Source organism: Nocardia asteroides (genome assembly GCA_019930625.1).
Classification (GTDB): domain Bacteria; phylum Actinomycetota; class Actinomycetes; order Mycobacteriales; family Mycobacteriaceae; genus Nocardia; species Nocardia sputi.
In genome coordinates this window covers 2,975,499-3,000,951 of sequence record CP082844.1, presented here as the reverse complement: position 1 = coordinate 3,000,951, position 25,453 = coordinate 2,975,499, and the positions used below count along the sequence as shown (strand labels likewise).

Genomic DNA, 25,453 nt, shown 5'->3' with positions numbered 1-25,453 from the left:
GACGGCAGTGGATCGTGCCGCGACTACCTCATTGACGAAAGAGAGCGCGGAAAGGTAACAACACGCAGGTCAGCGGGGCGAGGCCCCGGTCAAGTCGATTCGGCGCGCCCTTCGGAGTCAGCGCCTTTCGACTCCTCGGCACGCCGGGTGATGCCGTGCTCGGTCCCCTCGTCGGCCTCCTGGTCCGGTTCGGGGTGCTCGGGCTCGAACGTGGCGGGCAGGCCCTTGATGTGCCGGTTCATCGACCGGATCAGCAGGAAGGTACCCGCGAGCAGCAGCAGGACGATGACGAGACCGAGCGGTGACGCCTTGCCGAACTCGGGGCCGGTCGGCGTCCCGGGTGTCTGGGCGAGCAGGACCAGTGTCACGACCGCTCGTCCTCGATGCCCGCGAACAGGTCGGTTTCCGGCAGCTCGGTGCGCACCCGGGTCTTGGCCAGCTCGAACTCCTCGGTCGGCCACAGCCGCTGCTGCATCTCCAGCGGAATGGCGAAGAAGGCGCCGTTCGGGTCGATTTGCGTCGCGTGCGCGCGCAAGGCGTCGTCGCGTTGCGGGAAGTACTTGGAGCACTCGATCTGGGTGGTGATCCGGGACATCATGTCACCGCGCTCCGCGGTGTACTGGCGCATCCGGTCCAGCCACTCCTGGAGCGGGAACGGTTCCCCGAGCCGCTCGTACTCCGCGGAGAACACCTCCATCCGCCGCATGCTGAACCCGTGGTCGTAGTACAGCTTGAGCGGCGTCCACGGCTCGCCCGCGTCGGGGAAGCGCTCCGGGTCGCCCGCCGCCTCGAACGCCGCCATCGACACCTCGTGGCAGCGGATGTGGTCGGGATGCGGGTAGCCGCCGGTCTCGTCGTAGGTGGTCATCACGTGCGGCTTGAACTCGCGCACCACGCGCACCAGGGCCTCGGTGGCCTCCTCCAGCGAAACCAGCGCGAAGCAGCCCTCGGGCAGCGGCGGCAACGGGTCGCCCTCCGGCAGCCCCGAGTCGACGAATCCGAGCCAGTGCTGGCGAACACCGAGCGCGCGGGCAGCGGCGGCCATCTCCTCGCGGCGGATCTCGTGGATCCGCTCCAGAACGCCCGGGGTGTCCATGGCCGGGTTCAGGATGCTTCCGCGCTCTCCGCCGGTCAGCGTCACGACGAGGACGTCGTGTCCCTCGTCTGCGTAGCGGGCGGTCGTCGCGGCACCCTTGCTGGATTCGTCGTCTGGGTGGGCATGCACCGCCATGAGGCGAAGGCCACTCACGTCTCGTTCACCGTCGCTCTCGGTCGCGGCTGTCGGGGCTTCGTTACCTATAGTTCCATTCGACCCACATTTGTTCCGACGTACCCCCCGGGAGCGACCACCATGAGCCAGCCCGCGCCGGAAACCGGCGGTGACGCGAAGGCCGCGGCGGCGTCCCCGAGCCGACCCCCGGCCGACCGGTACGGCATCCGGCCCCGCAAGCCGCGCCGCTGGGTCGCGCTGGCGCTCGGCGTGGTCGTGGTGCTCGCCGGGCTGGGCGTCGCCTACCTCGGGTACCAGAAGTACGGGCCGGACGACATCGAGGCCGAGCAGCTCGGCTACGTCGTCGTCGACGACTCGACCATGACCATCCGGCTCAAGGTCACCCGCGCCGACCCCGAGCGGCCGGTGGTGTGTTTCGTCCGCGCGATGGCGCGCGACGGCTCCGAACTCGGCCGCCGTGAAGTGCTGATCGAGCCGTCGGGCAGCGGCACCGTCGAGCTGACCACCGTGGTGCGCTCGTCGGCGCGACCGGCCTCGGGCAGTGTGTACGCGTGCAGCGATCAGGTGCCCGGCTATCTGCGGGCTGGCTGATTTCCGCGCGTCGACCGGCGACGTGCCCACGAAATCAACTCCGACCTGCACATTTGTGAATCATGCTAAAATGGCGTGATACACGGTTCCGGGGCTCGGAGCCGTGTTTGCTGCATTGGCGGCCAGCGCTGACGGTTCGGGCTTGTGAGCATGCCCGCGACCAGGGCCTGTCGGGGTTCGATGAACTTCCCAGGATCGCTCTAGCCGTCGACTGGTGCGTGCCCTCTTCCGGGTGGGTACACGCCGGTGCTCAGGGAATCCCGGCCTGCCGGGAACAACTACTAGGGAGTGATCGAGATGACTGAGACGCAAGTGACCTGGCTGACCCCGGAGTCGCACGACAGGCTCAAGAGCGAACTCGACGCGCTCATCGCCAATCGTCCGGTCATCGCCGCCGAGATCAACGAACGCCGGGAAGAGGGCGACCTCAAGGAGAACGGCGGATACCACGCCGCGCGCGAGGAGCAGGGTCAGCAGGAGGCGCGCATTCGCCAGCTGCAGGAGCTGCTGAACAACGCCAAGGTCGGCGTCGCGCCGACCAAGTCCGGCGTCGCGCTTCCCGGGTCGGTCGTCAAGGTCTACTACGACGGCGACGAGACGGACACCGAAACCTTCCTGATCGCCACCCGTGAGGAGGGTCTCAGCGATTCGAAGCTGGAGACCTACTCGCCGAACTCCCCGCTCGGCGGCGCGCTCATCGACGCCAAGGTGGGCGAGACCAGGGAATACACGCTGCCCAACGGCAACACGATGAAGGTCACGCTGATCAGCGCCGAGCCCTACCACAGCTGATACTCCGGGCCGCGGCGTAGCGCCCGGCCGACACCACCGCGGACACGAGCGGCCGCGCCCGATCATCGGGTGCGGCCGCTTCGTCATGTCGGTGAACTTAGCTCAATGCCTGCTCGATGTCCGCGAGCAGGTCGCTGACATCCTCGATACCCACCGAAAGCCGCACCAGATCCGCGGGAACCTCCAGCTCGGAACCCTCGGTGGAGGCGTGCGTCATCGCGGCCGGATGCTCGATCAGCGACTCGATGCCGCCCAGTGATTCGGCGAGGGTGAACACCTCGGTCCGCGAGCAGAACTTGCGGGCCGCCTCGACATCGCCGTGCAGGCGCACCGAGATCATCCCGCCGAACCGCCGCATCTGCTTGCCCGCGACGGCATGGCCCGGGTGCTCCGGCAGGCCGGGATAGATCACCTGCGAGATCGACGGGTGCCGGGAGAGGAATTCGGCGATGGTTTCGGCGTTGTCGCAGTGCCGGTCCATCCGCAGGGCGAGGGTCTTGGCGCCACGCAGCGTGAGGAAGGCGTCGAACGGGCCAGGGACCGCGCCCGCGCCGTTCTGCAGGAACGCGAACGCCGCGTCGAGTTCGGGATCGTCGGTGATCAGCGCGCCGCCGATGACGTCGGAGTGACCGCCGAGGTACTTGGTGGTGGAGTGCACCACGATGTCGGCGCCCAGCAGCAACGGCTGCTGCAGATAGGGGGTCGCGAAGGTGTTGTCCACCACCAGTTTCGCGCCCGCGGCGTGCGCGACGTCGGCGAGGGCGGGAATGTCGCCGATGCTCAGCAGCGGGTTGGTGGGCGTCTCGATCCACACCAGCTTGGTGTTCGGCCGGATCGCGGCGCGCATCTCGTCCACGTTGAACACGTGCGCGGGGGAATGCTCGATGCCCCACTGGCTGAAGACCTTGTCGATCAGCCGGAAGGTGCCGCCGTAGGCGTCGTCGGGGATCACGATGTGATCGCCCGGACGCAGCGTGGCGCGCAGCGCACAGTCGGTCGCGGCCATGCCGGAGGCGAACGCCCGGCCGTAGCGGCCCGATTCCAGCGCGGCGAGGTTCGCCTCCAGCACCGAGCGCGTCGGGTTGCCGGTGCGGGCGTATTCGAATCCGCCGCGCAACCCGCCCACGCCGTCCTGGGCGAACGTCGAACTCGCGTAGATGGGCACATTCACCGCGCCGGTCTGCGGATCGGGTTCATACCCGGCGTGCACGGCCCGTGTGGAGAATCCCAGCTCGCTCATGGGGCCAGCCTAATCGGGGCGATTGCCAGGCGACTTCCCGGTCCTTGCATATGGCCGGACGCGCGGACACGAAACCGGCCAAATCGCCCGAACTACGCCGAGATACCGCGATCTCGCGGTCGAGTCCGGCCGATTTACGCGCAGGGGGCATCCCCGCCGGAAAGTTGCGTCGCGGCAACCGAGTGACCTCGGTCTCGTCGCACCGGCCCCTGTTTAGGCTGAGTTCATGGTCACTGTCGAAGAACTGTTCGCCACCGATGCGCTGCTGTCCGAAGACGAGCGCGAGATCCGGGACACCGTCGCGTCCTTCGCGGCCCAGCGCCTGCGTCCGCACATCGCGGAGTGGTTCGAGGCGGGCACCTTCCCGGCCCGCGAGATCGCGCCGGAACTGGGCGCGCTGGGGCTGCTCGGCATGCACCTGGACGGATACGGTTGCGCGGGAATGTCGGCGACCACGTACGGCTTGGCGTGCCAGGAACTGGAGGCGGTCGACTCCGGCGTCCGCAGCATGGTCTCGGTGCAGGGTTCGCTGGCGATGACCGCGATCCACAAATACGGCTCCGAGGAGCAGAAGCAGCAGTGGCTGCCGGAGCTTGCCGCGGGCCGCGCGCTCGGCTGCTTCGGGCTCACCGAACCCGACTTCGGCTCGAACCCGGGCGGCATGCGCACACGGGCGAAGCGTGACGGCGGCGACTGGGTGCTGAACGGTTCGAAGATGTGGATCACCAACGGCTCGGTGAGCGACGTCGCGGTGGTCTGGGCTCAGACCGAGGACGAGGGCAAGCAGGTGATCCGCGGGTTCCTGGTGCCCGCGGGCACGCCCGGGTTCACGGCGCGGGAGATGCACCGCAAACTGTCGCTGCGCGCGTCGGTCACCGCGGAACTGGACTTCGACGATGTCCGCCTGCCCGCCGACGCGGTGCTGCCGGGATCGCGCGGACTGGCCTCGCCGCTGGGGTGCCTGAGCGAGGCGCGTTTCGGCATCGTCTTCGGCGCCCTCGGCGCGGCGCGCGATTGTCTGGCGTCCACCATCGAGTACGCCAGGACCCGTGAGGTGTTCGACAAGCCGTTGGCCGCCTACCAGCTGACCCAGGCCAAGCTGGCCGACATGGCGCTGGAGTTCGGCAAAGGTCAGCTGCTCGCGCTGCACATCGGGCGACTGAAGGACCGCGGCGTCGTCACACCGGAGCAGGTGAGCGCGGGCAAGCTGAACAGCACGCGCGAGGCCATCGCCATCGCCCGCGAGTGCCGCACCATCCTCGGCGCCAACGGCATCACGCTCGACTACCCGGTGCTTCGCCATGCGAACAATCTGGAGTCCGTGCTCACCTACGAGGGCACCGCTGAGGTGCACCAGTTGGTGCTCGGCCGAGCTCTGACCGACGCGAACGCATTCCGCTGACGAGGTTCACGCCGAAAGTTTCCGAGTCGCGCGTGAGGTGCGGACGAAAACACAGGGCAGGCGCGACCCGGCGGACAACTGAGCAATTACCGCCCTAGCGGAAATCGTTCTCGTCGGGGTAGTCCATGAACTCGTGCGGCTGCGAATACCGGCCGCCGGGACCGGATCCTTTCTCGCCCCAGTGCCGCCCGTGCGCCCGCGCACCCTGCTGCTCCCATCGGTGTGCCGGATCACCCTGCCACAACCCGCCCTCCGCGCGGTCCCACTGCCATTCCGCATCGTGGCCGTGCTGGTCTTCCCAATGTTGCCCCCTGGCCGCTTGCTGATCCATCCACAGCTGCTCCCGAGCGGCGTCCTCGCCGAGCCGGTAGGCGGCGGCGTGTCCCCGGACCGCGGGCATCTCCTCCTCCAAGCGGCCGAGCCAGTTCTCCCACCGCTGCTGCATCGGGCGGATCATGCCGCCGCCGACGCCCACCACGAGGATGCCGCCGATGGTGGCGAGCACCGTGACGAGGATCGGCAGCGTGACAGGGGTGGCCACGCCGATCTGGTCCAGCGCCGCCACGATGCCGATCCCCCACACGAACACCGCCGCGATCCGGCCGACCGTCGCGCCGTAGGACAGGCCACCGAGCAGGCCGCCGACCATGTCGCGCGCCGCGTGGGCGACCGCGCCCGCGATCACCAGGACGACGATCGCCACGCCCGCCTTGGGCAGCCAGGCGATGACGCCGTCGATCGTGTCGCTCACCGGGTTCGGGCCGAAGACTCCGAAGCCGAGTTGCAGCGCGATCAACAGGACGGCGTAGTACGCCAGTTCGGCCAGCGCATCACCGGCGTCGTAGCGACTGCGCGACAGTAACCGGCGGATCCCGCCCCGCTCGGCGAGACGGTGGAATCCGCTCCGCTCCAGCACTTTCGCGATGATCGCGGCGATCGCTTTCGCGACCAGCCAGCCGATGAGCAGGATGACGAGGAACGCGGCGAGTTCGGGCACGAACGACGCCACCGAACTCCACGCGTCGGACAACCCCTGCTGATAATCGATAGCCGAACTGGAGGTGTGCATTACCTTCCTTCGCTATCCGTCGATGACATGACTGTTTGCTGCCAGTGCGTCCTGACCGTTTATACCGTTGACAGTCAGCCCATACATGTAATTGCGGATAAGTTGCCGAAGTATTTTTTCGACAAGGATGACGTCGATTCGCGCTACCGGATGCCACGCGCCGGTTCTGCGTGAACCCGACCTCCGCTCGATCCCGCCGGGCGGCACAGGCCTCTCGGATTATGCTGCCCGAGAATGGCATTGGGACTGCATAGCCCGGCACGGGCACGACTGTCGGTGCGTGTCGTCGATCCGCGCCGCCGAGGTGCTCGCGGCACTGTCGCTCGCCACCGGCATGCCGTTCGAAAAGGGCTGGTTACCTGCCTGGTCACCAGCGATGATCGCGGCCGGTGCGAATCGGCGACCGTCCCCCGCGTCGGTGGACGGCGCCGTCCCGGCGGCTGACAGACTGCCGAACAACGTTCTCGCACAATGGGAAAGCGGATGAGAACGAGCCGAGTCGCGGGAAGCGGACCTCACAGGAGCCGAGGCAGGGACGGGTAAAGGATTGTTACCTCTTGTCATTTGGGTGCCATGTGGGTGTCACCGTCAGGCCAAGGGGAACGCGGAGGATATCAGTGGATCCGGGCATTGGGGCGATGCCTCCACCGCCACACCATCGGAGGTGCGAAGATGCACACATTGTCGATCGACCGTAGCGCACTGTGGTCGGTTCCGGATGCACTGGGAGCCTGCCATGTTCGTGCGTGACCATCTGCCGCGGCGCTCGCACGGCGTCTCCCGGAAGCTGCCGGATCAGCGTGAGTTGGTCGCCGCCTTCGGCGGTCACCCGAGCGATCCGGAAGAAGACCACCCGCTGGTCGGCTGGGCGCGGGCCCTCGCGGCGCTGCACCGCAGGCGCCACTGCGATCCACTTGCCGCCGCCGGGATCGATTGCCGCCGAGCCGAACTGGTGGCCACCATCGACGCGTGGGTGATCGCCCAGCTGCCGGGCAAACGCTCGACGGATCATCTGCGCGCCGAATCCGTCGGCGCCACGGTCGACCGCATGGCCGCCGCCCACGTGCACGCCAGCCACCTGCTGCACACCGCCGAAAAGGTGTCCGACGACCGGGTGCACGCCGCCTGGTACCGGCTGGCTCTGCTGGCCGACGAATGGACCGATCTGATCACCGGCGGCGTGCGGGCGGCAGGGCGCGGCAGGAGACCGGCGTAGCGCGGGCCGCCTACTTCCCCAGGGTGCCCGTGCTGAGGAAGCCGAGCAGATCGTGGCGGGTGATCACGCCGACGGGCTTGCCGTCTTCGACGACCATGAGCGCGTCGGTGTCCGAGAGCGCCTTGGTCGCGGCGGAGATGGGTTCGCCCGAACCGATCAGCGGGAACGACGGGCTCATGTGCTGGGCCACCGAATCGGTCAGGTGGGCCCGGCCCTCGAAGACCGCCGACAGCAGATCGCGTTCGGACACGCTGCCCGCGACCTCGCCCGCCATGACCGGCGGCTCGGCGCCGACCACGGGCATCTGGGACACGCCGTACTCGCGCAGGATCTCGATCGCGTCGCGCAGCGTCTCCGACGGGTGGGTGTGCACCAGATCGGGCAGCGCGCCGGACTTGCCGCGCAATACGTCACCCACGAGTGGTTCGGCTGTGCCGTCCATTCGTTCGCGCAGGAAGCCGTAGGAACTCATCCACTCGTCGTTGAAGATCTTCGACAGGTAGCCGCGGCCGCCGTCGGGAAGCAGCACCACCACCACCGCGTCCGGGTCGCGGCGCGCCACCTCGACGGCCGCGACGACCGCCATGCCGCAGGAGCCACCCACCAGCAGGCCCTCCTCGCGGGCGAGCCTGCGCGTCATGTCGAAAGAATCCGCGTCGGAGACCGCGATGATCTCGTCCGGCACGGCGGGGTCGTAGGCGGAGGGCCAGAAGTCCTCGCCGACGCCCTCGACCAGGTACGGCCGCCCGGTGCCGCCGGAGTACACCGACCCCTCCGGGTCGGCACCGATGATCTGGACCTTCCCGCCGGAGACCTCCTCGAGGTAGCGGCCGGTGCCGGTGATGGTGCCGCCGGTGCCGACACCCGCCACGAAGTGGGTGACCTTGCCGTCGGTGTCGCGCCAGATCTCCGGGCCGGTGGTCTCGTAGTGGCTGGCCGGACCACCGGGGTTGGAGTACTGATCGGGCTTCCAGGCGCCGTCGATCTCCTGGACCAAGCGGTCGGAGACGCTGTAGTAACTGTTCGGGTGGTCCGGCGGCACAGCGGTCGGGCAGACCACGACCTCGGCGCCGTAGGCGCGCAGCACGTTGCGCTTGTCCTCGCTGACCTTGTCGGGGCAGACGAACACGCACTTGTAGCCGCGCTGCTGTGCGACTAGGGCGAGGCCGACGCCGGTGTTGCCGGAGGTGGGCTCCACGATGGTGCCGCCGGGCCGCAGCTTCCCGGACTGCTCGGCGGCGTCGATCATCTTCACCGCGATCCGGTCCTTGGAACTGCCGCCCGGGTTCAGATATTCGATCTTGGCCGCGACCAGCCCCGCGTTCGGTCCTACGACCGAGTTCAACCGGACCAGCGGCGTGTTGCCGATGAGATCCACGACATGATCCGCGATGCGCATGGACCCCATCGTTGCAGACGCACTAACTGTGAGTTCGCGCACGCCGCGCGCAGCGGGCCCGCACTCCCGGCGAACCGGCGCCCGCGGCTTTAGGATCGCTGCCATGAGGCAGCCGAACATCGCCCGCGCCGCAATGCTTCTGGTCGGATCGGCGGTGGCTCTAGTGGTCGGATCCGGTGCGCGAGCCGAGGCGGCGACCGTGGAATTCCCGCAGGTGCCCACGCTGGCCCGCGGCGGTCTGTGCTGGACGAGCATCCGCACCTGGGCCGACACCAGCCCCGAATGGCCCGGTCGCGCCATTCTCAACGTGCGCGCGCTCCCCGTGAGCGGCGTCGGGCCCGGTGTCCACCCGTTCGCGCCGCTGTGCGAGGTTCGCACCACGGTAGCGTGGCGCAACGTCACCACCGGCGCGACGGGCAGCTACGACAACATCGTGGTCACCGGCATCTACGGCAGCATCCAGTACGCGCTGTTCCAGGACACCGGCCCCGGCCTCGTGGAGGTCACCGTCTCCACCGACGCCGCGAGCGTCCCCGCCCGCGGCGCCTTCGTGGTCCCGAGCTGACCTCGCACCGGTCGCGCACGCGCCGCGAACCCATCGGATGTCGCTTCGTTCGCCACTGGTCGTCCCGGCCGGATTTCGTAAAATTCCTGTCGTGAGCGCTCCTCGATTCCGCTGGCGGACGGCGGCGATGACCAGCGCCGCGGCCGTGCTGGCCGGCTCGGGCGCGGGCACCGCGTGGTGGGCGACCTACCGTCTGCTCATGGCGCAGGCGGGCGTGGCGCGCGGCATGATCGGCCGGGACACCTCGAAGCCGCCGGAGGCGGACGGCATCTACACTCCCGGCTGCGGGGCGCCCGAGCCGTGGCGCACGGGGAAGCACGCCGACCTGCATCTGATGATCTTCGGCGATTCCACCGCGGCCGGCCTCGGCTGCCTGGTGCCCGACGAGGTGCCGGGCGTACGCCTGGCCCGGGGGCTCGCCGAGGCGACGGGGCAGCGGATCCGGTTGAGCACCAAGGCGATCTGCGGCGCCACCTCCAAGGGCCTGGCCGGTCAGGTGGACGCCATGTTCGTCGCCGGTCCGCCGCCGGACGCCGCGGTCATCCTCATCGGCGCCAACGACGTCACCAAGAAGCACTCGATCCGCGCCTCCGCGCGCAGGCTCGCCGCGGCGGTCGCCCGGTTGCGCCGCGCCGACGCGGTCGTAGTGGTCGGTACCTGCCCGAATCTCGGCACCGTGACGGCCATTCCACAGCCACTGCGCACCGTCGTGCACAACTGGAGCGTGCGGCTGGCCAAGGCGCAGCACGTGGCGACGACGGTCGCGGGCGGACACCCGGTGCGTGTGGGCTACCTGCTCGCCCCCGAGTTCCGGGCCGCGCCCGAACTGCTTTTCGCCGCCGACGGCTTCCACCCGTCGGCGGCTGGTTACGAGCTGGCCGCGGCGCGGTTGCTGCCAGTGTTGATGGACGCGCTGGGCGGGACACCCGCTTCCGGTACTCCACAGCGGGACGTAGATTCGATACGAACCCGTGAGTAACCAGCACAGGGGTTCGTCAGAACCGTCCGACCCAAGGAGTCCTCATGCCTGAGGCCGTCATCGTTTCGACCGCGCGCTCCCCGATCGGCCGTGCCCGCAAGGGCTCGCTGGTCGACCTGCGGCCCGACGATCTGACCACGCAGATTGTGCGGGCAGCGCTCGACAAGGTGCCTGCCCTGGACCCGACCCAGATCGACGACCTGATCCTGGGCTGCGGCTCGCCGGGCGGTGAGCAGGGCTTCAACATCGCCCGCGTGGTCGCCGTACAGCTCGGCTACGACTTCGTGCCCGGCACCACCGTGCACCGCTACTGCGCTTCGTCGCTGCAGTCCACCCGGATGGCGTTCCACGCGATCAAGGCGGGCGAGGGCGACGTATTCATCTCCGCGGGTGTGGAGACCGTGTCGCGGTATGTGAACGGATCGGCCGACAGCTGGCCGAACACGCAGAACCCCCTGTTCGCCGAGGCGCAGGAGCGCACCGCGAAGACCGCCGAGGGCGGGGCGGGCATCTGGCACGACCCGCGTGAGGACAGCCTGATCCCCGACGTCTACATCGCGATGGGACAGACCGCCGAGAACGTCGCGACCTCCACCGGCATCACCCGCGAAGACCAGGATCGCTGGGGCGTGCGCTCGCAGAACCGCGCCGAGGAGGCGATCAAGAACGGCTTCTTCGAGCGGGAGATCACTCCGGTGACGCTGCCGGACGGCACGGTGATCAGCAAGGACGACGGCCCGCGCGCCGGCGTCACCTACGAGGCGGTCTCCGCGCTGAAGCCGGTCTTCCGCCCGGACGGCACCGTCACCGCGGGCAACTGCTGCCCGCTCAACGACGGCGCGGCGGCGCTGGTCGTCATGAGCGACACCAAGGCCGAGGAGCTCGGACTGACGCCGCTGGCGCGAATCGTGTCCACCGGCGTGTCGGGCCTGTCGCCGGAGATCATGGGCCTGGGCCCGATCGAGGCGTGCAAGCGCGCGCTGGCGCTGGCGGGCATGACCATCGACGACATCGACCTGGTCGAGATCAACGAGGCGTTCGCGGTGCAGGTGCTCGGCTCGGCGCGGGAGCTGAAGATCGACGAGGACAAGCTGAACGTCTCCGGTGGCGCGATCGCGTTGGGCCACCCGTTCGGCATGACCGGCGCCCGGATCACCACCACGCTGATCAACAACCTGCAGACCCACGACAAGCAGTTCGGTCTGGAGACCATGTGCGTCGGCGGCGGCCAGGGCATGGCGATGGTCATCGAGCGTTTGAGCTGACCCATATACGAAAAGGACGGTCGCCGGGAAACCCGGCGACCGTCCTTTCGTTGGATGGCTAGTCGTTCTGGAAGTAGCTCAGCAGCCGCAGGATCTCGACGTACAGCCACACCAGGGTGATGGTGAGGCCGAGGGCGACGCCCCAGGCCGCCCGCTCGGGAGCCTGCGCGCGGATCAGCTGATCGGCGGCGTCGAAGTCGAGCAGGAAGCTGAACGCGGCGATGGCGATGATCACCAGGCTGAAGACGATCGCCAGCGGGCCGCCGTCGCGCAGGCCGAGACCGCCGTCGATGAAGAAGCTCGCGACCACGTTGCCCAGCGCCAGCACCAGGATGCCGATCATGGCGCCGACGATGATCCTGGTGAATCGCGGCGTCACCCGGATGGCGCCGGTCTTGTAGACCACCAGCATGCCCGCGAAGACACCGAACGTGCCGAGCACGGCCTGACCGATCAGCGCGCTACCGCCGACTCCACCGAACTCGACGTTGGTGAACATGAACGACAGCGCCCCGAGGAACAGGCCCTCGGCGACGGCGTAGGACAACACCAGCACCGGGTTGTCCATCTTGTTCGCGAAGGTCGCGATCAGCACCAGCACCAGACCGACCAGGCCGCCGACGATCACGAACAGCGGCGCGAGCGAGGTGTTCGCGTTGGTGAGGCCGTAGGAGACGATCGCGGACAGGGCCAGCACCGCGAGGGTGATGCCCGTCTTGGTCACCACGTCGTCGATGGTCATCGCCCGCGTGGTGGGCGGAGCCTGCTGGTACTGCTGCGGATATTGGCCGTACTGCTGGGGTTGCTGGCCGTACTGGTTGCCGAACTGTCCCGCGGCGGTCACACCGGAACCGAAGTTGGCGTATCCACCGCCCTCCTGCCTGGGCAGGTTCCTGAAAACCGGATTGCTCGTGGTACGCATGAACGGCGTCCCTTTCTGGAGTCGTTGCCGCTGATCATCGAGTTCAGTTACTCGATATCCAACTGCCCTTTCCAACGTTTGTCATCTGTCGTGAGTTCCCGGGGGACACTCACGGAGGCAGACAATTCGGACTCTACCGCTGCCGCGGGTCGTGCAAGCCACGCACCGAACGAGTCACCGTGAATTTCCGGTTGCGCCCCATCACCTCGGTCCGGCCCACCATCCGTTCGACCACCGCCCGATAGTTGAGATGCGAGTTGTACACCGTCCACAATTCCCCGCCGGGGCGCAGCACCCGACCCGTCTCGGCGAACATCTTGATCGCCGATCCGGTGTGCACGGCCGCGCCGATATGGAACGGCGGGTTGCACAGCACCAGATCGGCGCTGTTGTCCGCGGCCGAGGACATGGCGTCGTCGCGCACGACGCACACCCGGTCGGCGACCCCGTTCGCCTCGGCGGTGGCCCGCGCCGATGCGACCGCGGCGGCGGATTGATCCGTGGCGGTCACCTTGATTCCCGGCCGTGCGGTGGCCAGCGTGACGGCCAGGATGCCGGTGCCGCAGCCGAGATCGATGGCCTCCCGCGCGTCGGGCTTCATCAGTCGCAGGTGATCGAGCAGGAATCTGGTGCCGATGTCCAAGCGCGCACCGGAGAAAGCCGCACCGTGCGCGACCACGTCGAGACCCAGTTCCTCCAACCGATCGCGCACCGGAAACGGCTTGTCCGCGACCGGTTTGGGCCCGGTCACCAGCAGGGTCCGTGACTTCTGCCTGCCGCGGCTGGCGCGCACCTCGGAGAAAGACTGGGCCAGGACGTCGTTCATCGACTTGGTCAGATACTTGTCCCGGCCACCCGCGAACACCTCGACCGCCGGATCGGCGTAGCGCGCGATCGCGTCGGCGGCCTCGGCCAGCCCGGCCAGCACCCGGGGCAGGCGGAGCAGGACCACCTGGACACCTCGCAGCAATCCGGCACCGAGCGGGTGCGCGGTGTAGCGATCCGCCAGCCCGGCCGCGCGGGCGTTGTTGGCGAGCGCGAGTTCGCCGGTGAGCAGATCCTGATGTACTCGGACGTCGCGCAGATCATGCCCCGCGATGGCGCCGAGCGTCAGCGCGCCATAGGCGTCACCGATGACGGCTACTTTTCCGTTATCCACAGTCGCCAGGGCGTCGGCCGCGACGTCGAGGATCAACCGATCAGCGGCATCCACGGCGTAGAGGTTCAGCGCCTCCACGTCCGGATACCGCCGCAGCCGGCTCAGTACGTCCTCGACATTTCCCACGCCTCAAGTGTGCTAGATCGTTGCCCAGGGGTCACGCCCACCCCGCCCAATCAATTCCGTCGCACCGCGGAAGAGGTGAGCCACTTCCTGAAGCGAGCCGCGACAGGCGATTTCGCGAACACCACGCGCGGCAGTCGCGACGACGACTCCCGACCCGTACCGACTCGACAGCCCAACGGATCACGCGCCCGATCGTCATCACCGGCGCGACGGGAACTCCACCGGTCATCTGGCCGACACCTTCCAGGAGCGAGCACGCCATTCGCGAGATCGTCTGCCTCACCGGTGGACTCTAGACCTGACCAGCGGACTCGGCCCGGCCACAACCGGACGCCTTCGACGCGCAGGTATCGATAAGCGGACCACCGCACGCGGACAACCCCCCGGATCTTCCTGAAACCGCTGCCGGGCAACCGTAATCCGGACACTCGCACAGCAGCTGGTATCCGGCCCATTCGGGTCCACGGAAGGGACGATCCGCGACCGGGAGGTCACCGAACCCGTGCGCCAGGAGCTCGTGCGCCGAACGTTCGCTACAGCAATCGATTAGCAATAGGCATGCCCGACCGGCCGACCAGACGGTCTGCAATCACCCACGTGCGCACCCCTTTCGCTGCCCGCTGATGGCGAATCAGCCGCAACACTCTCGCGATTACGCCATCAGACGCGTTCGGCTGAGTAGCATCGAGCCATGCGCAACAGGATGGTGCTCGTGGTCGCCGTCGCGACGGCACTGCTCGCAGGCTGCGGTGATAGCGATCCGACACCGGGCGCCCCGGTCGCTTCGATCACCGGCACGTCGGCCGCCGTCGCGCAAGCCCCGTCACCGCAGGCCCCGGCCCCACAGGACGCCGGACCGAAACAGGGCAAGGCGTCCGCTGACGCCGCGCTCACGGTGACCGATGTCCGCCTGGGCCGTCAGCCCGGCTTCGATCGCGTGGTCTACGACCTCGGCGGGGTCGGCACGCCCGGCTGGATCGTCCGCTACACCGACCGCGCCGTGCAGGAAGGCAGCGGCAATCCCGTGGACGTGGCGGGCCGGTCGATTCTGGAGGTGCGCATCCTCGGCTCGGCCTACCCGTTCGACAGCGGCGTGACGCCGTACGAGGGGCCGGACCCCGCCGTCGACCCTGCGGTTCCCGGCATCGCGGGCGTCTACCGGACGACGGTGTTCGAAGGCGTCACACAGTCGTTCATCGGCGTGCAGGCCGACCGGCCCGGCTTCACGGTGAGCACGTTGTCCAATCCGACCCGGCTGGTCGTCGACATCGCGAGTTCCTAGATACGGGTACGCCGAAGGGGTATCTCCGCCGCGCCGGTCCGGCGGCGGCTAGACTCGGCACTCGTGGTCGAACGCCGCATCCTGCACACCGCCGGGCTCGCCCGGCACTTCCAGCTCCTCGCAGTGCTGGTGTTACTCGCCGGGATCGTCGCCATGCACTCGGCCGTCTTCGCGGCCTCCGGCCACGTCCATGCGTCTGGCGCACAGGCCGCCCCTGTCGCCGAAGCGATGCTCGACGAACCCGGGCGGGCTGCGGGCGCACCGACCGGTCCCGCCCATCACGCTTCCGGCGGCGTCGAGACTTCACCGCACCACAGGATCGCGGCAGTCCCGACTCATGAGGGCTCCCCCACTCGCCACGGTCACCTCCAGCCGCAGGACCGGACGCAAGCCGGAAGCGCCGAATCCTTCGGCAGCGCTGGGACCACGGCAGCCGCAGCGGGCAGCTCCCGGCTCACGCGAACCATCTCGGGCGGCGCCGCCACAAAGTCGTGGGCCGTGGCCGCGCGCTCGGTCGCCGTGACGATGAGCCCGGTAGACGACATGCCATGTGCGGGCGGCGGGTGCGACGGCGCGCACAGTGGACTGCACGGCTGCGTCTTCATCCTGGTCGCCCTGTTGGCGCTGGCCGCGTTGGTGCTGCTCTACCGGATTGCGGTCGATCGTCCCGGCAGCGGTGCGGCGCGACCGCGCCACTGGCGGCCCCGGCGGGAGCGACCGCCGCCGTGGACCGTGCTCACCTTGGCCGAACTGGCGATTCTGCGGATCTGACACCTTCGCCGCCGCCGTGCGTCCGAACCACGGTCGCGGCGTCGCCTCAACTCCCTCACAGACTTCGCAAGGAGCGACCATATGTTCATCACCCGTACCCGCACAATTCTCGCCCTCACCGCGGCAGCAGCGGTGAGCCTGACCGGCTGCGGTGACGCCGACACCGGGCACACCACCGAACACGACACGTCGACGACCACCTCGGCTGCCACGAGCGTCCCGGCGAGCGCCGAGTACAACGACGCCGACGTGATGTTCCTGCAAATGATGTATCCGCATCACGCCCAGGCCGTCGAGATGGCGGCACTGGTGCCGAGTCACACCGACAACCAGCAGTTGCGTGCGCTGGCCGCGAAGGTGGAGCAGGCACAGGCTCCGGAGATGCGGCAGATCACCGATCTGTTGGAGAGCTTCGGCAAGCAGGCCCCCGCCGCGAGCGAGGGGCACGGCGGCCACGGTATGCCCGGCATGATGTCCGCCGAACAGATGGCGGCGTTGCGAGCGGCATCCGGTCCGGACTTCGATCGCCAGTGGCTGACCATGATGATCGAGCACCACACGGGCGCGATCGCCATGGCCGAAACCGAACTGGCCGACGGTGCGAACCCCGACGCGAAAGCGCTCGCCCGCACGATCATCGCCGCCCAGCAGTCGGAGATCGAACAGATGCGCGCCATGCTCGGCCAGGGCTGAGCCGCGCCCGCGCCGATATCGGTTGACCATCGATGTCGGCGCGGGTGGTCATCGCCCGCCCACACGACGTACCGTCGTATCGTCCGGCTCTGTTCATCCGTCCCGGCCGGACTTCCGAGGGGAGCGAGGGACCGACATGCGACGACTCGAACGCGCTGGCCTCTTGGCCGCCGCGATGGCCACCACGGCCGGCGTGCTGGTGATCGGCGCCTGCGCACAGCAAGTTTCCGGTTCGGCACAGGTGAACCGGACCGATTTGGCCGCGTACGCCTCGGAGGTCACCTCCTCCTCGGCCGCCGCCTCGTCGTCACGGGCGGCGGCCGTCGAACGGGCGACCAGAACGGCTTGTGACGCCTTCCTCAGCGCCAACGGCAGTTCGGTGCGGGCATTCAACGACTACATCGATGCCAGCAATGCCAGAGGCCGCAACGATCCCGATACGAACGGCAAAGCCGACACCGCTGTCACGACACTGCGGAACAATGCGCGCTCCGTCGACCAGAACGTGACGAGGGAGGTGCCCTCCGCGGTCGCCACCCCGCTGCGCGCCTATCGCGACGACACGAACGCCCTCGCCGACACGCTGGACCGCCGCGCGGACACCGACACCCTGAACGCGGTGATCGACCGCTTCAACGCCACCAAGAACACGGCGCTGGCAGCGTGCGAGGGACACGGGACCCGGTAGTCCGCCACGACTCCTGCCGGTAGTCAGTGCGGCGCACCGGGTTGAAAGCGATTTCTGCGTCTGAACGCGAATTCGACTGCGGGCGTCCAGCGTCGCCACCGATGAGCGTCCGCGCAGCAGCAGTCGAGGCCGATCGGCGTTCGTTCTGGTAGATGTTTCGCCGACCGGACCGAGCGATCTCAGTTCCCCGGCGCAGTGGCGGGTTGTTCGTTTCTCCTGCGGGCGTTCGCTCGGCCGCGCACCTGCTCCAGCACGATCAGGCCGACGCCGATCAGCAGGAAGACAACGGTGATGATCGCCGCCACGACCGACAGACGGGCCAGCCCCCAGCCCGCGAGCACCGCGGCGGCTATCGCGGCCGCCGCCGCTGCCAGCAGCAACCCGTACCCCGGCCAATTCCTGGTGTCGGCCATCGTCGCTCCCGGCTGCGGCGCGGGATCGCGCGCGATGTCCGGAGCGTCATCGAGCGGGGGGATCTCCCATGGCCCGTCGTCCGCTGTCACTGTGCTTCCTCCCGCCGCGATACCGGCCCGTCAACCGGTATCTCATGCGAACGGAATGCCCGGATCGGCTTCGCCGAAACGCGAGTGCGGGCGCACCAGCGGCTTCAGTTGTAGGACTTGGTGACTCCGTCGAGCAGATGCTCCAGGGTGTCGTAGGTCGGGGTCGCGACCACGTCGAGCAAGTCCGCGGCCACCGGTAGGTTGCGTTCGGCGGCGACCTTCGCGAACTGGGCGCCGTCGTTGGTGCGGAAGCCGTGCTCGGCGGCCAGCCGCTGCAACTCCCGGTCGGTGGACAGCAGGCGGCCCAGCTGGTCACCCGTCGTGCCGAAGGGCACCAGCGTGTGCCGGGACAACACCGTCGGGGAGGGATACAGCAGCGTCATCTCGGGGTCGACTTGCCCGCGCACGGTGGCCTCGACGTACTGCGCCTCGTAGATCCAAACCATCGGTGTGGGACCCATACCCGTGGCGAGGTAGTTGTTGAACGGTCCCTCGGTGGTGTTCTCGGTGTAGCCCTGGCCGACGAAAAGTCGTGACACCGCGGGCAGGACGGCTTGCTCGGCGGCCGGACCCTGCACGATCGTGTTGTTGTTCGCGACGTAGCTCGCCGCGGCCAGATACATCGCGGCGGAGTTGGAGCTGCGCGGGTCGGTGGTCGAGATCAGGATGTTCTTGCGCACGGGGTATGCGGTGTTGCCGGGAAGTTCGTCCCAGCGTGTGCCGTTGCGCACCAGATCGAGGTAGCGGCGCAGGTCGAGCGTCGGCACCGGCCCAGGGCGCAGCGCTCCTGCCTTGGCGAGCAGATCGGTGATCGGCGTGAACGTCGCGATGGCCATCGGCGAGGAGAACGGCGTGTACTTCGCGGTCACGTTGCGCTGCCGCTGAATTCGCTCGGCCGCCTGTTCACTGGACGGGAACGCGAAGTCGAATCTCGCGAGATCGACGGACGTGGCGATCTGGCGCGATCCCGCGGACTCGACCTCGACGCGCACTCCGTTGCGCGCCAGCGCGTCGATTACCTTCGAGTCCTGGAAGAACGGCATCTTCTCCGATCCCACCACACCGCGGACCACCGTGAGCGGCGCGGCGGGAGCGGCAGCGGGTGCCTCGGCAGCGGGTTGCCGCACAGCCAGAACTACGGCGATCACCGTCAAGATGACGACGGCCCCCACGGCGTACGGCGCGAATCGCTTCTTCGACGACCACAACTCACGCAAGTCCGGCATCTTCCTCGGCGCGGTCGCGGCGGGCTCGGTGGAATCGTCCAACGCGACCGTCGCGGGCTGAACTTCCGCTTCGGGCGACTTCTCCAGCTCTCGCCGGACCAACCGCTCGACCAAGATCGGCACGAATTGGCGCACCGGGCGGCCCTCGAACTTCTGTCGGGCCGCGCCCACGGTGCTCTCGATATGCTCCGGAGGGTAAGTCTCGGTGTAGTTTTCGACCAGCCGCTCCGTCATCTGACGAATCGCCTGTTCCTCACGGACGGTATCGACAACCACCACAGTCTCCTCGGCGTCGGGGGTAACGCGGCAGCGTCTCCGGCCTGCACCGCGCCGGCCAACACTAGCCCCAACTTTCGGCCGCCGACATCCGCGAGAACTTCCCGCTGGTGAACGATTCCGGCTGTGCCGGTGCGTATCTCACACCCAGGGCGAACTCTCGTCCGCCCAGCTCAGCGGCCCGCCAACGGTCCGGATGACGGCAGATGCGGTGCCACAGGAGCGACACTTCCAGCCCGGAACCCGCCATGGAGAATTCAATGGGCTATCCCCGAGCCGCCACCGCACGTTGTACTCCTGTTTCCCGCCGCCGAGCGGCCCCGAGTGACGGTGTGCGCCCACGTCTCGCTGGACGCGACCTCGGTTCCGCAGCGCCCCGATCGGCAACCGCGGGCGGCGCGAACGCACTCCCGGGTAGCACGGAAATTAAGTTGACGATATCGTCAGCACATCGCCTCGGAAGGAGTCTCATGTCCCGCCTCGCCGTAGTCACCGGTGCGTCGTCCGGAATAGGAAAGGCTACGGCCGCCACGCTGGCCGGGAAAGGCTATCGGGTGATCGGAACCAGCCGGAATCCCGGTGCCATCGGTGCCGACGCCGTTGTGCCCGGCGTCGAGTACCGGGCGCTCGACCTCACCGATCCGGCTTCGATCGAGACGTTCGCGGCCGGTCTCGGCCCGGTGGACGCGCTGGTCAACAATGCGGGCGAAAGCCAAGCGGGTCCGCTGTCCGAACTGCCCACCGATGCCGTGGAGCGACTGTTCCAGCTGAACGTGCTCGGTCCGGTCGCTTTGACCAGAGCGGTGCTGCCCGGCATGCGGGAACGCGGGTACGGACGCGTCGTGATGGTGGGGTCGATGCTCGCCAGCTTCCCGATGCCCTATCGCTCCTCCTACGTCGCCACCAAGGCGGCACTGCGCGGCTTCGCGGTCGCCGCTCGCTTCGAGGAATCCCCCTTCGGCGTCTGGATAACCGCCGTCGAACCCGGTCAGATCGATACCGGCCTGCGCGAACGACGCACCAAATACCTCGCCGAAGGCTCCCCGCACACCGCCGATTTCACGACGTTCATGGCGAAACTCGATGAGAAGCAGGCGAAAGGCATCACCCCGGAAAAGGTCGCAACCACGATCGTCGGAGCGATCGAAGCCGACCGACCCCAACCTCTCTACGCGGTAGGCAGCAACGCGCCGGCCCTTTTCGCCCTCCGCCGCCTTCTCCCCCGCACGGTCATGGAGCGCGTCATCGCCCGCGCACACGGCCTTTCCCGCTGAGGCCGCGTAGGCACTTCCTCCCGCGTCGCGGGCTTACTCTGGTGCACACCGTTTGAAATGCATGGCTCTCTACGCCGAGATCGAGAAGCTGGACGAAGACGATCAGCAGGTTCGGTACCTCTACCGAGACATACACGGAGTCGAACAGACCCTGCTGTTGAACAAAGCCCGACAGACCATCACGCGCGAGAACGCTCCCGATGACATGCTGTACCGAGCCGTAGCCGGAAAAATCGCTTCGGCATGGCTGGACACCGGCGCGGCACCCGATGGCCTGATCGTGCAGTCGTAGTCGGCCGCAGGCCCTCGTGTCGCCGCCGGACCGCCAGGCTTCGGTGCCCCCAGTCGGACTCGAACCGACACTGGGCGGATTTTAAGTCCGCTGCCTCTGCCAATTGGGCTATGGGGGCGTCCGGGACAGCGTACCGAGTCGTACGGCTGTACCGGAATTCCGACAGTTCGTCGGGGTGGCGGGGCGTCGGCCGTTGCCGGGTGCCGGGCGGGCGGTCGGGCGGGCGGTTGGGGTACCGGCGCCGGAGGCGGTTGTTTCTCGCCCGGGGTTGGCAGGCGTCCCAGAGAACTAGATCGGTAGCGGCGGGCTGGTGTTAGCGTCCGCGGGCCAACTCGGCGTGGCGAATATCGGCGCGGCGCCTCAGCGCTTGGGCGGCAGCGGGATTCGGGCGAGATCGGTGGCGATGTGGATCTCGCCGGAGAAGTACTTTGCAGCTTCCGCCCAGTGCTCGTCGAGGTCGCGGTAACGCTGGGAGAAGTGGGTGAGTACCAGGGTGCGGACTCCCGCGTCGGCGGCCGCCCGCGCTGCCTGTCCCGCGGTGAGATGGCCGTATTCGATGGCCAGGTGCTCGTCGGCGTCCAGGAAGGTGGCTTCGATGACGAGCATGTCGACGTCGGCGGCGAGTTCCTCGACGCCGGGACACAAGCGGGTGTCCATCACGAAGGAGAAGCTCTGGCCGGGCCGTGGCTCGCTGATCTCGTCCAGGCTGACGGTGCGACCGCGGAATTCGACAGTGCCGCGCTGTTGCAGTTCGGAGATGATCGAGCCACGCATCCCCAAGGCACGCAACCGATCCGGCAGGATTCGCCGGCCGGGCGGCTCGCTGAGCCGATAGCCGAAGGTGTCCACCGGGTGGGAGAGCGGGACCGCCGTCACCGTGAACGGCGCGCCGGGTAGGTCGACGGGGCCGGGCCCGGTGATCGGGCGCGGACGCAACTCGGCGCGGTGATAGTAGGACGTCGCGTTGACCAGGCGGTCGTAGTAGGCGGCGCCCGACGCCGGGAAGCAGACGTCGACCGGATGCGGTACCCGGTCGAGGTTGATCCGCTGCACCACTCCCGCCAGCCCGAGGCTGTGGTCGCCGTGGAAATGGGTGATGGCAATCCGGGTGAGCCCGGTGACGGTGACACCGGCATAGGTCATCTGCCGCTGCGTACCCTCACCGGGATCGAACAGGATCGCCTCGTCGTCCCACCGGAGCAGGTACCCGTTGTGGTTTCGCTGTTTCGTCGGCACCTGACTCGCGGTTCCGAGAACAACCAACTCACGCTGCGACACCGCGTCAGGCTATCCGCCGACAGGCGAGAAGCCGAACAGGGCGTGCGCGACTAAGTGGCCGGGGTCTTGCGGAGCAGGGAGTTGCGCCGGGAGTAGGCGAAGTAGACGACGAAGCCGATCGCCATCCACACCAGGAACCGCAGCCAGGTCTCCACGGACAGATTCAGCATCAGCCACAGGCACGACAGCACCGCGAGCACGGGAACCAACGGCACCAGCGGAACCCGGAAGCCGCGCGGCAGATCGGGGCGGGTGCGCCGAAGGATGAGCACGCCCACCGAAACCAGCACGAACGCGAACAGCGTGCCGATGTTGACCATCTCCTCCAACGTGCCGAAGTCCACGAACCCGGCCAGCACCGCGCAGGCCACGCCGACGATCACGGTGACGCGGACCGGCGTGCCGTTCTTGCCGGTGTGCGCGAGCTTGCGCGGCATCAGCCCGTCGCGCGCCATCGCGAACAGCACCCGGGTCTGCCCCAGGTACATCACCATGACCACCGTGGTGAGCCCGGCGAGGGCGCCGATCGAGATGATGTTCTTCGCCCAGGTCACTCCGTGGATGCCGAACGCCGTCGCCAGCGTCGCGTCGCCACCGGACAGCTCGGTGTAGGGCACCATGCCGGTGAGCACGAGCGAGACCGCGACGTAGAGGACCGTGACGATCAGCAGCGAGCCGAGGATGCCGCGGGGCACCGCCTTCTGCGGGTTACGGGTCTCCTCGGCCGTCGTGGCGACCACGTCGAAGCCGATGAACGCGAAGAACACCAGGCTGGCCGCGGCGAGCAGGCCGTACCAGCCGAAGTCGGTGTGCCCGGCGCCGGTCAGATAGGAGAACAGCGACTGCCGCAAGCCCTCGCCTTCTTCACCGGGCTGCGACGGCGGGATGTACGGCGAGAGGTTCGATGACTTGAAGTAGGTGAGGCCGACGACCAGCACCAACGCGATCACGCCCAGCTTGATGGCGACCGCCACGGCCGATACCCGCGAGGACACTTTGGTGCCGGTCGCGAGCAGCACACCGAGCACGGTGATCAGCAGGACCGCGCCCCAGTCGAAACTCACCGAGCCGATGTGCACGATCGGGGACGTGGTGCCGAGCACCTCGCCGAGATACTGCGACCAGCCCTTGGCCACCACCGCCGCGGCGAGCGCGAACTCCAGGATCAAGTCCCAGCCGATGATCCAGGCGACGAGTTCGCCGAAGGTGGCGTAGGAGTAGGTGTAGGCACTACCCGCGACCGGCACGGTGGAGGCGAACTCGGCGTAGCAGAGCGCGGTCAACCCGCAGGCGATGGCGGCGAACACGAAGGCGAGCGAGACCGACGGTCCCGCGACGTTGCCCGCGGTGCGTGCGGTGAGGGTGAAGATGCCCGCGCCGACCACGACAGCGACGCCGAAGACGGTGAGATCCCAGGCGGTCAGGTCCTTGCGTAGTTTCGAGTCGGGTTCGTCGGTGTCGCGGATCGACTGTTCGACGGACTTGGTGCGGAAAAGATCGCCCCACCGAGGCGAGACGTCACCCGCCGGTTCGGCTTGTGGCCCGGGGTTGGTCGTCACGCGTACTCCTTCATTCGTGCTGCTGTGCGTTTGTTCTGTACCCATCCGGCGGGTCAATGCACGCCGGCCATGAACTTGCTGATCCATGGTGCGATGGCGGCGACGATCAGCCCCGCGCACACCACGACCGTCCCGGTGATGCCGAAGTAGGCGAACTCATGGTCCTGGTCATAGAACCGGGCCAAGCTACCCGACATCGACGTTCCGATACCAACCGAGAAAAAGTACAGTGCCATCATCTGAGCCCGGAAAGCTTCCGGTGCGAGTTGGGTGGTCACCGCAAGCCCGATGGGCGACAGCAGCAGTTCGGAGATCGCGAACACCGCCATGATCGCCAGCACGAGCAGGGCGGGCACGGCGCGTCCCGTGGTGCCGGACATGGGAACGAACAGCCAGAACGCCACTCCCATACCGATCACGCCGAGCGCGAATTTCCGGGGAGTGCTCGGGGCGCGCCGCCCCAGTCTCGTCCACAGCAGCGCGAACAACGGCGACAGCAGCAGCACCCATACCGGCTGGATCGATCCGATCCAGCTCGAAGGCGCGGTCCAGCCCAGGATCGTCCAGTTCATCCGCTCGTCGGAGTAGACCGCCAGCACGGTGAAGATCTGCTTGAACAGCGACCAGAACACCGCGTTGGCCAGGAACAGCGGGAGGAACGCCCGCACCCGGCCGCGCTCGGACGGCGTGACCTCGGCGCTGGTGAGCAGCAGTGTGAAGTACCCGGCCGACGCGACGACCAAGACGCCCGTCGTCACTTCGGGCAGATTGTCCAGCGTCACGACGCCGGTCATCCACACCACCGCGATCGGCACCGCGGCCGCGGCCGATACAGCGATGATCGGCACGGCGGCTCCGGGCGCGAGCGGGTGGGGCGCCCTGCGGCCGTGCGTGCCGAGATTGCGGCGGAACATCGCGTACTGGGCGAGGCCGAACGCCATGCCGATCGCGGCCGCACCGAAGCCGTAGTGGAAACCCAGGCGGGTCTGCAGCAGGCCGGTGAGCAATGGCCCGGTGAACGCGCCTAGATTGATGCCCAGGTAGAACAGCGTGAATCCACCGGCCGCTCGGGCGTCACCCTGCGGATAGAGGGTGCCCAGCAGCGAGGACGCGTTGGCCTTCAAGCCGCCGCTGCCGAGCGCGACCAGCGCCAGCCCCGCCCCGACGCCGGACAGGCCGGGCAGCACGGCCAGGGCGATGTGCCCGGCCATGACGACAACGCCGCCGTAGAACAGGGTGCGTTCCATCCCGAGCAACCGATCGGCGATCCAGCCGCCCAGCACGGTGGACAGGTAGACCAGGCCGCCGTAGGCGCCGACGATGCCGACGGCGGTGTCCTTGGCCAAGCCCAGACCGCCGTCGGTGGCCGAGTAGTACAGGTAGTACCCGAGGATGGTGACCATCCCGTAGAACGAGAACCGCTCCCAGAGTTCGACGCCGAACAGGTTGGCCAGCCCGATCGGGTGGCCGAACACGGTCGGTGTCCGCACTGATTCTCGCGAGGTCGTCGCTTCGATCATTCGACGAAGATCGCACCTCGGCCGGTGCGGAGGAGATTTCGTGTGTTCTGTTCAGGCGAGAGGAGAAACCCGCGCGCGCAACAGGGTTTGCCCACCCCCCCATCGGGCAACCCGCAAGCGACAGGCAAACCCGCC

26 protein-coding genes and 1 tRNA gene are annotated in these 25,453 nt (G+C 68.1%); 14 read left to right on the top strand and 13 right to left on the bottom strand.

What is annotated here, in order from left to right; translation table 11 throughout:
- Positions 1 to 89 precede the first annotated feature (89 nt).
- Both K8O92_13630 and mca read right to left on the bottom strand, forming a co-directional pair.
- Entirely contained in the window at positions 90 to 368 is a 279-nt protein-coding gene (locus K8O92_13630) for a hypothetical protein (GenBank protein ID UAK34778.1), read from the bottom strand.
- Positions 365 to 1,231: a mycothiol conjugate amidase Mca gene (gene mca, locus K8O92_13625; protein ID UAK35679.1), complete on the bottom strand. Its 867-nt coding sequence runs from the start codon at positions 1,229 to 1,231 to the stop codon at positions 365 to 367. The genes K8O92_13630 and mca overlap by 4 nt, the downstream gene beginning before the upstream one ends.
- Positions 1,232 to 1,351: 120 nt before the next feature.
- On the opposite strand from mca, the gene K8O92_13620 reads away from it, so the two are divergent.
- Positions 1,352 to 1,822 carry a DUF4307 domain-containing protein gene (locus tag K8O92_13620; GenBank protein ID UAK34777.1) on the top strand — a complete coding sequence of 157 codons (471 nt, stop codon included), beginning with the start codon at positions 1,352 to 1,354 and terminating at the stop codon, positions 1,820 to 1,822.
- 297 nt (positions 1,823 to 2,119) lie between these two features.
- Positions 2,120 to 2,614: a transcription elongation factor GreA gene (greA, locus tag K8O92_13615; GenBank protein UAK34776.1), complete on the top strand. Its 495-nt coding sequence runs from the start codon at positions 2,120 to 2,122 to the stop codon at positions 2,612 to 2,614.
- A 97-nt stretch (positions 2,615 to 2,711) separates the two neighbouring features.
- Here greA and K8O92_13610 read toward each other — a convergent pair whose 3' ends face one another.
- Positions 2,712 to 3,854 (bottom strand): cystathionine gamma-synthase, encoded by a 1,143-nt coding sequence (locus tag K8O92_13610; protein ID UAK34775.1) that lies wholly within the window; start codon positions 3,852 to 3,854, stop codon positions 2,712 to 2,714.
- 226 nt (positions 3,855 to 4,080) lie between these two features.
- Here K8O92_13610 and K8O92_13605 point away from each other — a divergent pair, with 226 nt between their 5' ends.
- The gene (locus K8O92_13605; protein UAK34774.1) at positions 4,081 to 5,256 is read left to right on the top strand and encodes an acyl-CoA dehydrogenase family protein; all 1,176 of its coding nucleotides are present in this window, start codon (positions 4,081 to 4,083) and stop codon (positions 5,254 to 5,256) included.
- Between the two features lie 94 nt (positions 5,257 to 5,350).
- On the opposite strand, the gene K8O92_13600 is transcribed toward K8O92_13605, so the two are convergent.
- On the bottom strand, positions 5,351 to 6,325 hold the full coding sequence (locus K8O92_13600) for a hypothetical protein (GenBank protein UAK34773.1): 975 nt from the start codon (positions 6,323 to 6,325) through the stop codon (positions 5,351 to 5,353).
- 280 nt (positions 6,326 to 6,605) lie between these two features.
- Between K8O92_13600 and K8O92_13595 the strand changes: the two genes are divergently transcribed.
- Positions 6,606 to 6,812, top strand: a complete 207-nt coding sequence (locus K8O92_13595) for a hypothetical protein (protein ID UAK34772.1) — start codon at positions 6,606 to 6,608, stop codon at positions 6,810 to 6,812.
- 249 nt (positions 6,813 to 7,061) lie between these two features.
- Positions 7,062 to 7,541: a DUF4254 domain-containing protein gene (locus K8O92_13590; GenBank protein ID UAK34771.1), complete on the top strand. Its 480-nt coding sequence runs from the start codon at positions 7,062 to 7,064 to the stop codon at positions 7,539 to 7,541.
- Positions 7,542 to 7,551: 10 nt separating this feature from the next.
- On the opposite strand, the gene K8O92_13585 is transcribed toward K8O92_13590, so the two are convergent.
- Positions 7,552 to 8,940, bottom strand: a complete 1,389-nt coding sequence (locus K8O92_13585) for a cystathionine beta-synthase (protein ID UAK34770.1) — start codon at positions 8,938 to 8,940, stop codon at positions 7,552 to 7,554.
- A 103-nt stretch (positions 8,941 to 9,043) separates the two neighbouring features.
- Here K8O92_13585 and K8O92_13580 point away from each other — a divergent pair, with 103 nt between their 5' ends.
- From K8O92_13580 to K8O92_13570, 3 genes are all read left to right on the top strand, one after another.
- Positions 9,044 to 9,505, top strand: coding sequence for a hypothetical protein (locus K8O92_13580; GenBank protein UAK34769.1), 462 nt, complete (start codon positions 9,044 to 9,046; stop codon positions 9,503 to 9,505).
- A 127-nt stretch (positions 9,506 to 9,632) separates the two neighbouring features.
- Positions 9,633 to 10,484 carry an SGNH/GDSL hydrolase family protein gene (locus tag K8O92_13575; protein ID UAK35678.1) on the top strand — a complete coding sequence of 284 codons (852 nt, stop codon included), beginning with the start codon at positions 9,633 to 9,635 and terminating at the stop codon, positions 10,482 to 10,484.
- Positions 10,485 to 10,528: 44 nt separating this feature from the next.
- Positions 10,529 to 11,749, top strand: coding sequence for an acetyl-CoA C-acetyltransferase (locus K8O92_13570; protein UAK34768.1), 1,221 nt, complete (start codon positions 10,529 to 10,531; stop codon positions 11,747 to 11,749).
- A 58-nt stretch (positions 11,750 to 11,807) separates the two neighbouring features.
- Here K8O92_13570 and K8O92_13565 read toward each other — a convergent pair whose 3' ends face one another.
- On the bottom strand, positions 11,808 to 12,671 hold the full coding sequence (locus K8O92_13565) for a Bax inhibitor-1/YccA family protein (GenBank protein UAK34767.1): 864 nt from the start codon (positions 12,669 to 12,671) through the stop codon (positions 11,808 to 11,810).
- Positions 12,672 to 12,804: 133 nt separating this feature from the next.
- A complete protein-coding gene (locus tag K8O92_13560; GenBank protein ID UAK34766.1) occupies positions 12,805 to 13,956 on the bottom strand; it encodes a methyltransferase in 1,152 nt (383 codons plus the stop codon).
- Positions 13,957 to 14,647: 691 nt separating this feature from the next.
- Between K8O92_13560 and K8O92_13555 the strand changes: the two genes are divergently transcribed.
- From K8O92_13555 to K8O92_13540, 4 genes are all read left to right on the top strand, one after another.
- Entirely contained in the window at positions 14,648 to 15,238 is a 591-nt protein-coding gene (locus K8O92_13555; protein UAK34765.1) for a hypothetical protein, read from the top strand.
- A gap of 63 nt (positions 15,239 to 15,301) precedes the next feature.
- Positions 15,302 to 16,009 (top strand): hypothetical protein, encoded by a 708-nt coding sequence (locus K8O92_13550; GenBank protein ID UAK34764.1) that lies wholly within the window; start codon positions 15,302 to 15,304, stop codon positions 16,007 to 16,009.
- Positions 16,010 to 16,090: 81 nt separating this feature from the next.
- Positions 16,091 to 16,702: a DUF305 domain-containing protein gene (locus K8O92_13545; protein ID UAK34763.1), complete on the top strand. Its 612-nt coding sequence runs from the start codon at positions 16,091 to 16,093 to the stop codon at positions 16,700 to 16,702.
- Between the two features lie 136 nt (positions 16,703 to 16,838).
- Complete coding sequence (locus K8O92_13540; GenBank protein ID UAK34762.1) at positions 16,839 to 17,390, top strand: hypothetical protein; 552 nt, start codon at positions 16,839 to 16,841, stop codon at positions 17,388 to 17,390.
- 179 nt (positions 17,391 to 17,569) lie between these two features.
- Here the strand turns inward: K8O92_13540 and K8O92_13535 are convergent, their stop codons facing one another.
- Complete coding sequence (locus K8O92_13535) at positions 17,570 to 17,893, bottom strand: hypothetical protein (protein ID UAK34761.1); 324 nt, start codon at positions 17,891 to 17,893, stop codon at positions 17,570 to 17,572.
- Positions 17,894 to 17,997: 104 nt separating this feature from the next.
- Positions 17,998 to 19,398, bottom strand: coding sequence for a substrate-binding domain-containing protein (locus K8O92_13530; protein ID UAK34760.1), 1,401 nt, complete (start codon positions 19,396 to 19,398; stop codon positions 17,998 to 18,000).
- Between the two features lie 467 nt (positions 19,399 to 19,865).
- On the opposite strand from K8O92_13530, the gene K8O92_13525 reads away from it, so the two are divergent.
- Entirely contained in the window at positions 19,866 to 20,669 is an 804-nt protein-coding gene (locus tag K8O92_13525; protein ID UAK34759.1) for an SDR family oxidoreductase, read from the top strand.
- A gap of 61 nt (positions 20,670 to 20,730) precedes the next feature.
- A complete protein-coding gene (locus K8O92_13520) occupies positions 20,731 to 20,961 on the top strand; it encodes a hypothetical protein (protein UAK34758.1) in 231 nt (76 codons plus the stop codon).
- Between the two features lie 44 nt (positions 20,962 to 21,005).
- Here K8O92_13520 and K8O92_13515 read toward each other — a convergent pair.
- The 4 genes from K8O92_13515 to K8O92_13500 all read right to left on the bottom strand — a co-directional run bounded on the left by K8O92_13515 (position 21,006) and on the right by K8O92_13500 (position 25,318).
- Positions 21,006 to 21,079 (bottom strand) — tRNA-Leu (locus K8O92_13515).
- Positions 21,080 to 21,321: 242 nt separating this feature from the next.
- Complete coding sequence (locus K8O92_13510) at positions 21,322 to 22,239, bottom strand: ribonuclease Z (GenBank protein ID UAK34757.1); 918 nt, start codon at positions 22,237 to 22,239, stop codon at positions 21,322 to 21,324.
- 50 nt (positions 22,240 to 22,289) lie between these two features.
- Positions 22,290 to 23,705: an amino acid permease gene (locus K8O92_13505; GenBank protein UAK35677.1), complete on the bottom strand. Its 1,416-nt coding sequence runs from the start codon at positions 23,703 to 23,705 to the stop codon at positions 22,290 to 22,292.
- A 146-nt stretch (positions 23,706 to 23,851) separates the two neighbouring features.
- Complete coding sequence (locus K8O92_13500) at positions 23,852 to 25,318, bottom strand: oligopeptide:H+ symporter (protein UAK34756.1); 1,467 nt, start codon at positions 25,316 to 25,318, stop codon at positions 23,852 to 23,854.
- Positions 25,319 to 25,453 lie beyond the last annotated feature (135 nt).

Bases quoted from the DNA above. Each gene is read 5' to 3' on its own strand.
- mca (UAK35679.1), bottom strand. From the start codon at position 1,231: ATGGCGGTGCATGCCCACCCAGACGACGAATCCAGCAAGGGTGCCGCG.
- K8O92_13620 (UAK34777.1), top strand. From the start codon at position 1,352: ATGAGCCAGCCCGCGCCGGAAACCGGCGGTGACGCGAAGGCCGCGGCG.
- greA (UAK34776.1), top strand. From the start codon at position 2,120: ATGACTGAGACGCAAGTGACCTGGCTGACCCCGGAGTCGCACGACAGG.
- K8O92_13610 (UAK34775.1), bottom strand. From the start codon at position 3,854: ATGAGCGAGCTGGGATTCTCCACACGGGCCGTGCACGCCGGGTATGAA.
- K8O92_13605 (UAK34774.1), top strand. From the start codon at position 4,081: ATGGTCACTGTCGAAGAACTGTTCGCCACCGATGCGCTGCTGTCCGAA.
- K8O92_13600 (UAK34773.1), bottom strand. From the start codon at position 6,325: ATGCACACCTCCAGTTCGGCTATCGATTATCAGCAGGGGTTGTCCGAC.
- K8O92_13590 (UAK34771.1), top strand. From the start codon at position 7,062: ATGTTCGTGCGTGACCATCTGCCGCGGCGCTCGCACGGCGTCTCCCGG.
- K8O92_13585 (UAK34770.1), bottom strand. From the start codon at position 8,940: ATGCGCATCGCGGATCATGTCGTGGATCTCATCGGCAACACGCCGCTG.
- K8O92_13580 (UAK34769.1), top strand. From the start codon at position 9,044: ATGAGGCAGCCGAACATCGCCCGCGCCGCAATGCTTCTGGTCGGATCG.
- K8O92_13575 (UAK35678.1), top strand. From the start codon at position 9,633: ATGACCAGCGCCGCGGCCGTGCTGGCCGGCTCGGGCGCGGGCACCGCG.
- K8O92_13570 (UAK34768.1), top strand. From the start codon at position 10,529: ATGCCTGAGGCCGTCATCGTTTCGACCGCGCGCTCCCCGATCGGCCGT.
- K8O92_13565 (UAK34767.1), bottom strand. From the start codon at position 12,671: ATGCGTACCACGAGCAATCCGGTTTTCAGGAACCTGCCCAGGCAGGAG.
- K8O92_13555 (UAK34765.1), top strand. From the start codon at position 14,648: ATGCGCAACAGGATGGTGCTCGTGGTCGCCGTCGCGACGGCACTGCTC.
- K8O92_13545 (UAK34763.1), top strand. From the start codon at position 16,091: ATGTTCATCACCCGTACCCGCACAATTCTCGCCCTCACCGCGGCAGCA.
- K8O92_13540 (UAK34762.1), top strand. From the start codon at position 16,839: ATGCGACGACTCGAACGCGCTGGCCTCTTGGCCGCCGCGATGGCCACC.
- K8O92_13525 (UAK34759.1), top strand. From the start codon at position 19,866: ATGTCCCGCCTCGCCGTAGTCACCGGTGCGTCGTCCGGAATAGGAAAG.
- K8O92_13520 (UAK34758.1), top strand. From the start codon at position 20,731: ATGGCTCTCTACGCCGAGATCGAGAAGCTGGACGAAGACGATCAGCAG.
- K8O92_13500 (UAK34756.1), bottom strand. From the start codon at position 25,318: ATGATCGAAGCGACGACCTCGCGAGAATCAGTGCGGACACCGACCGTG.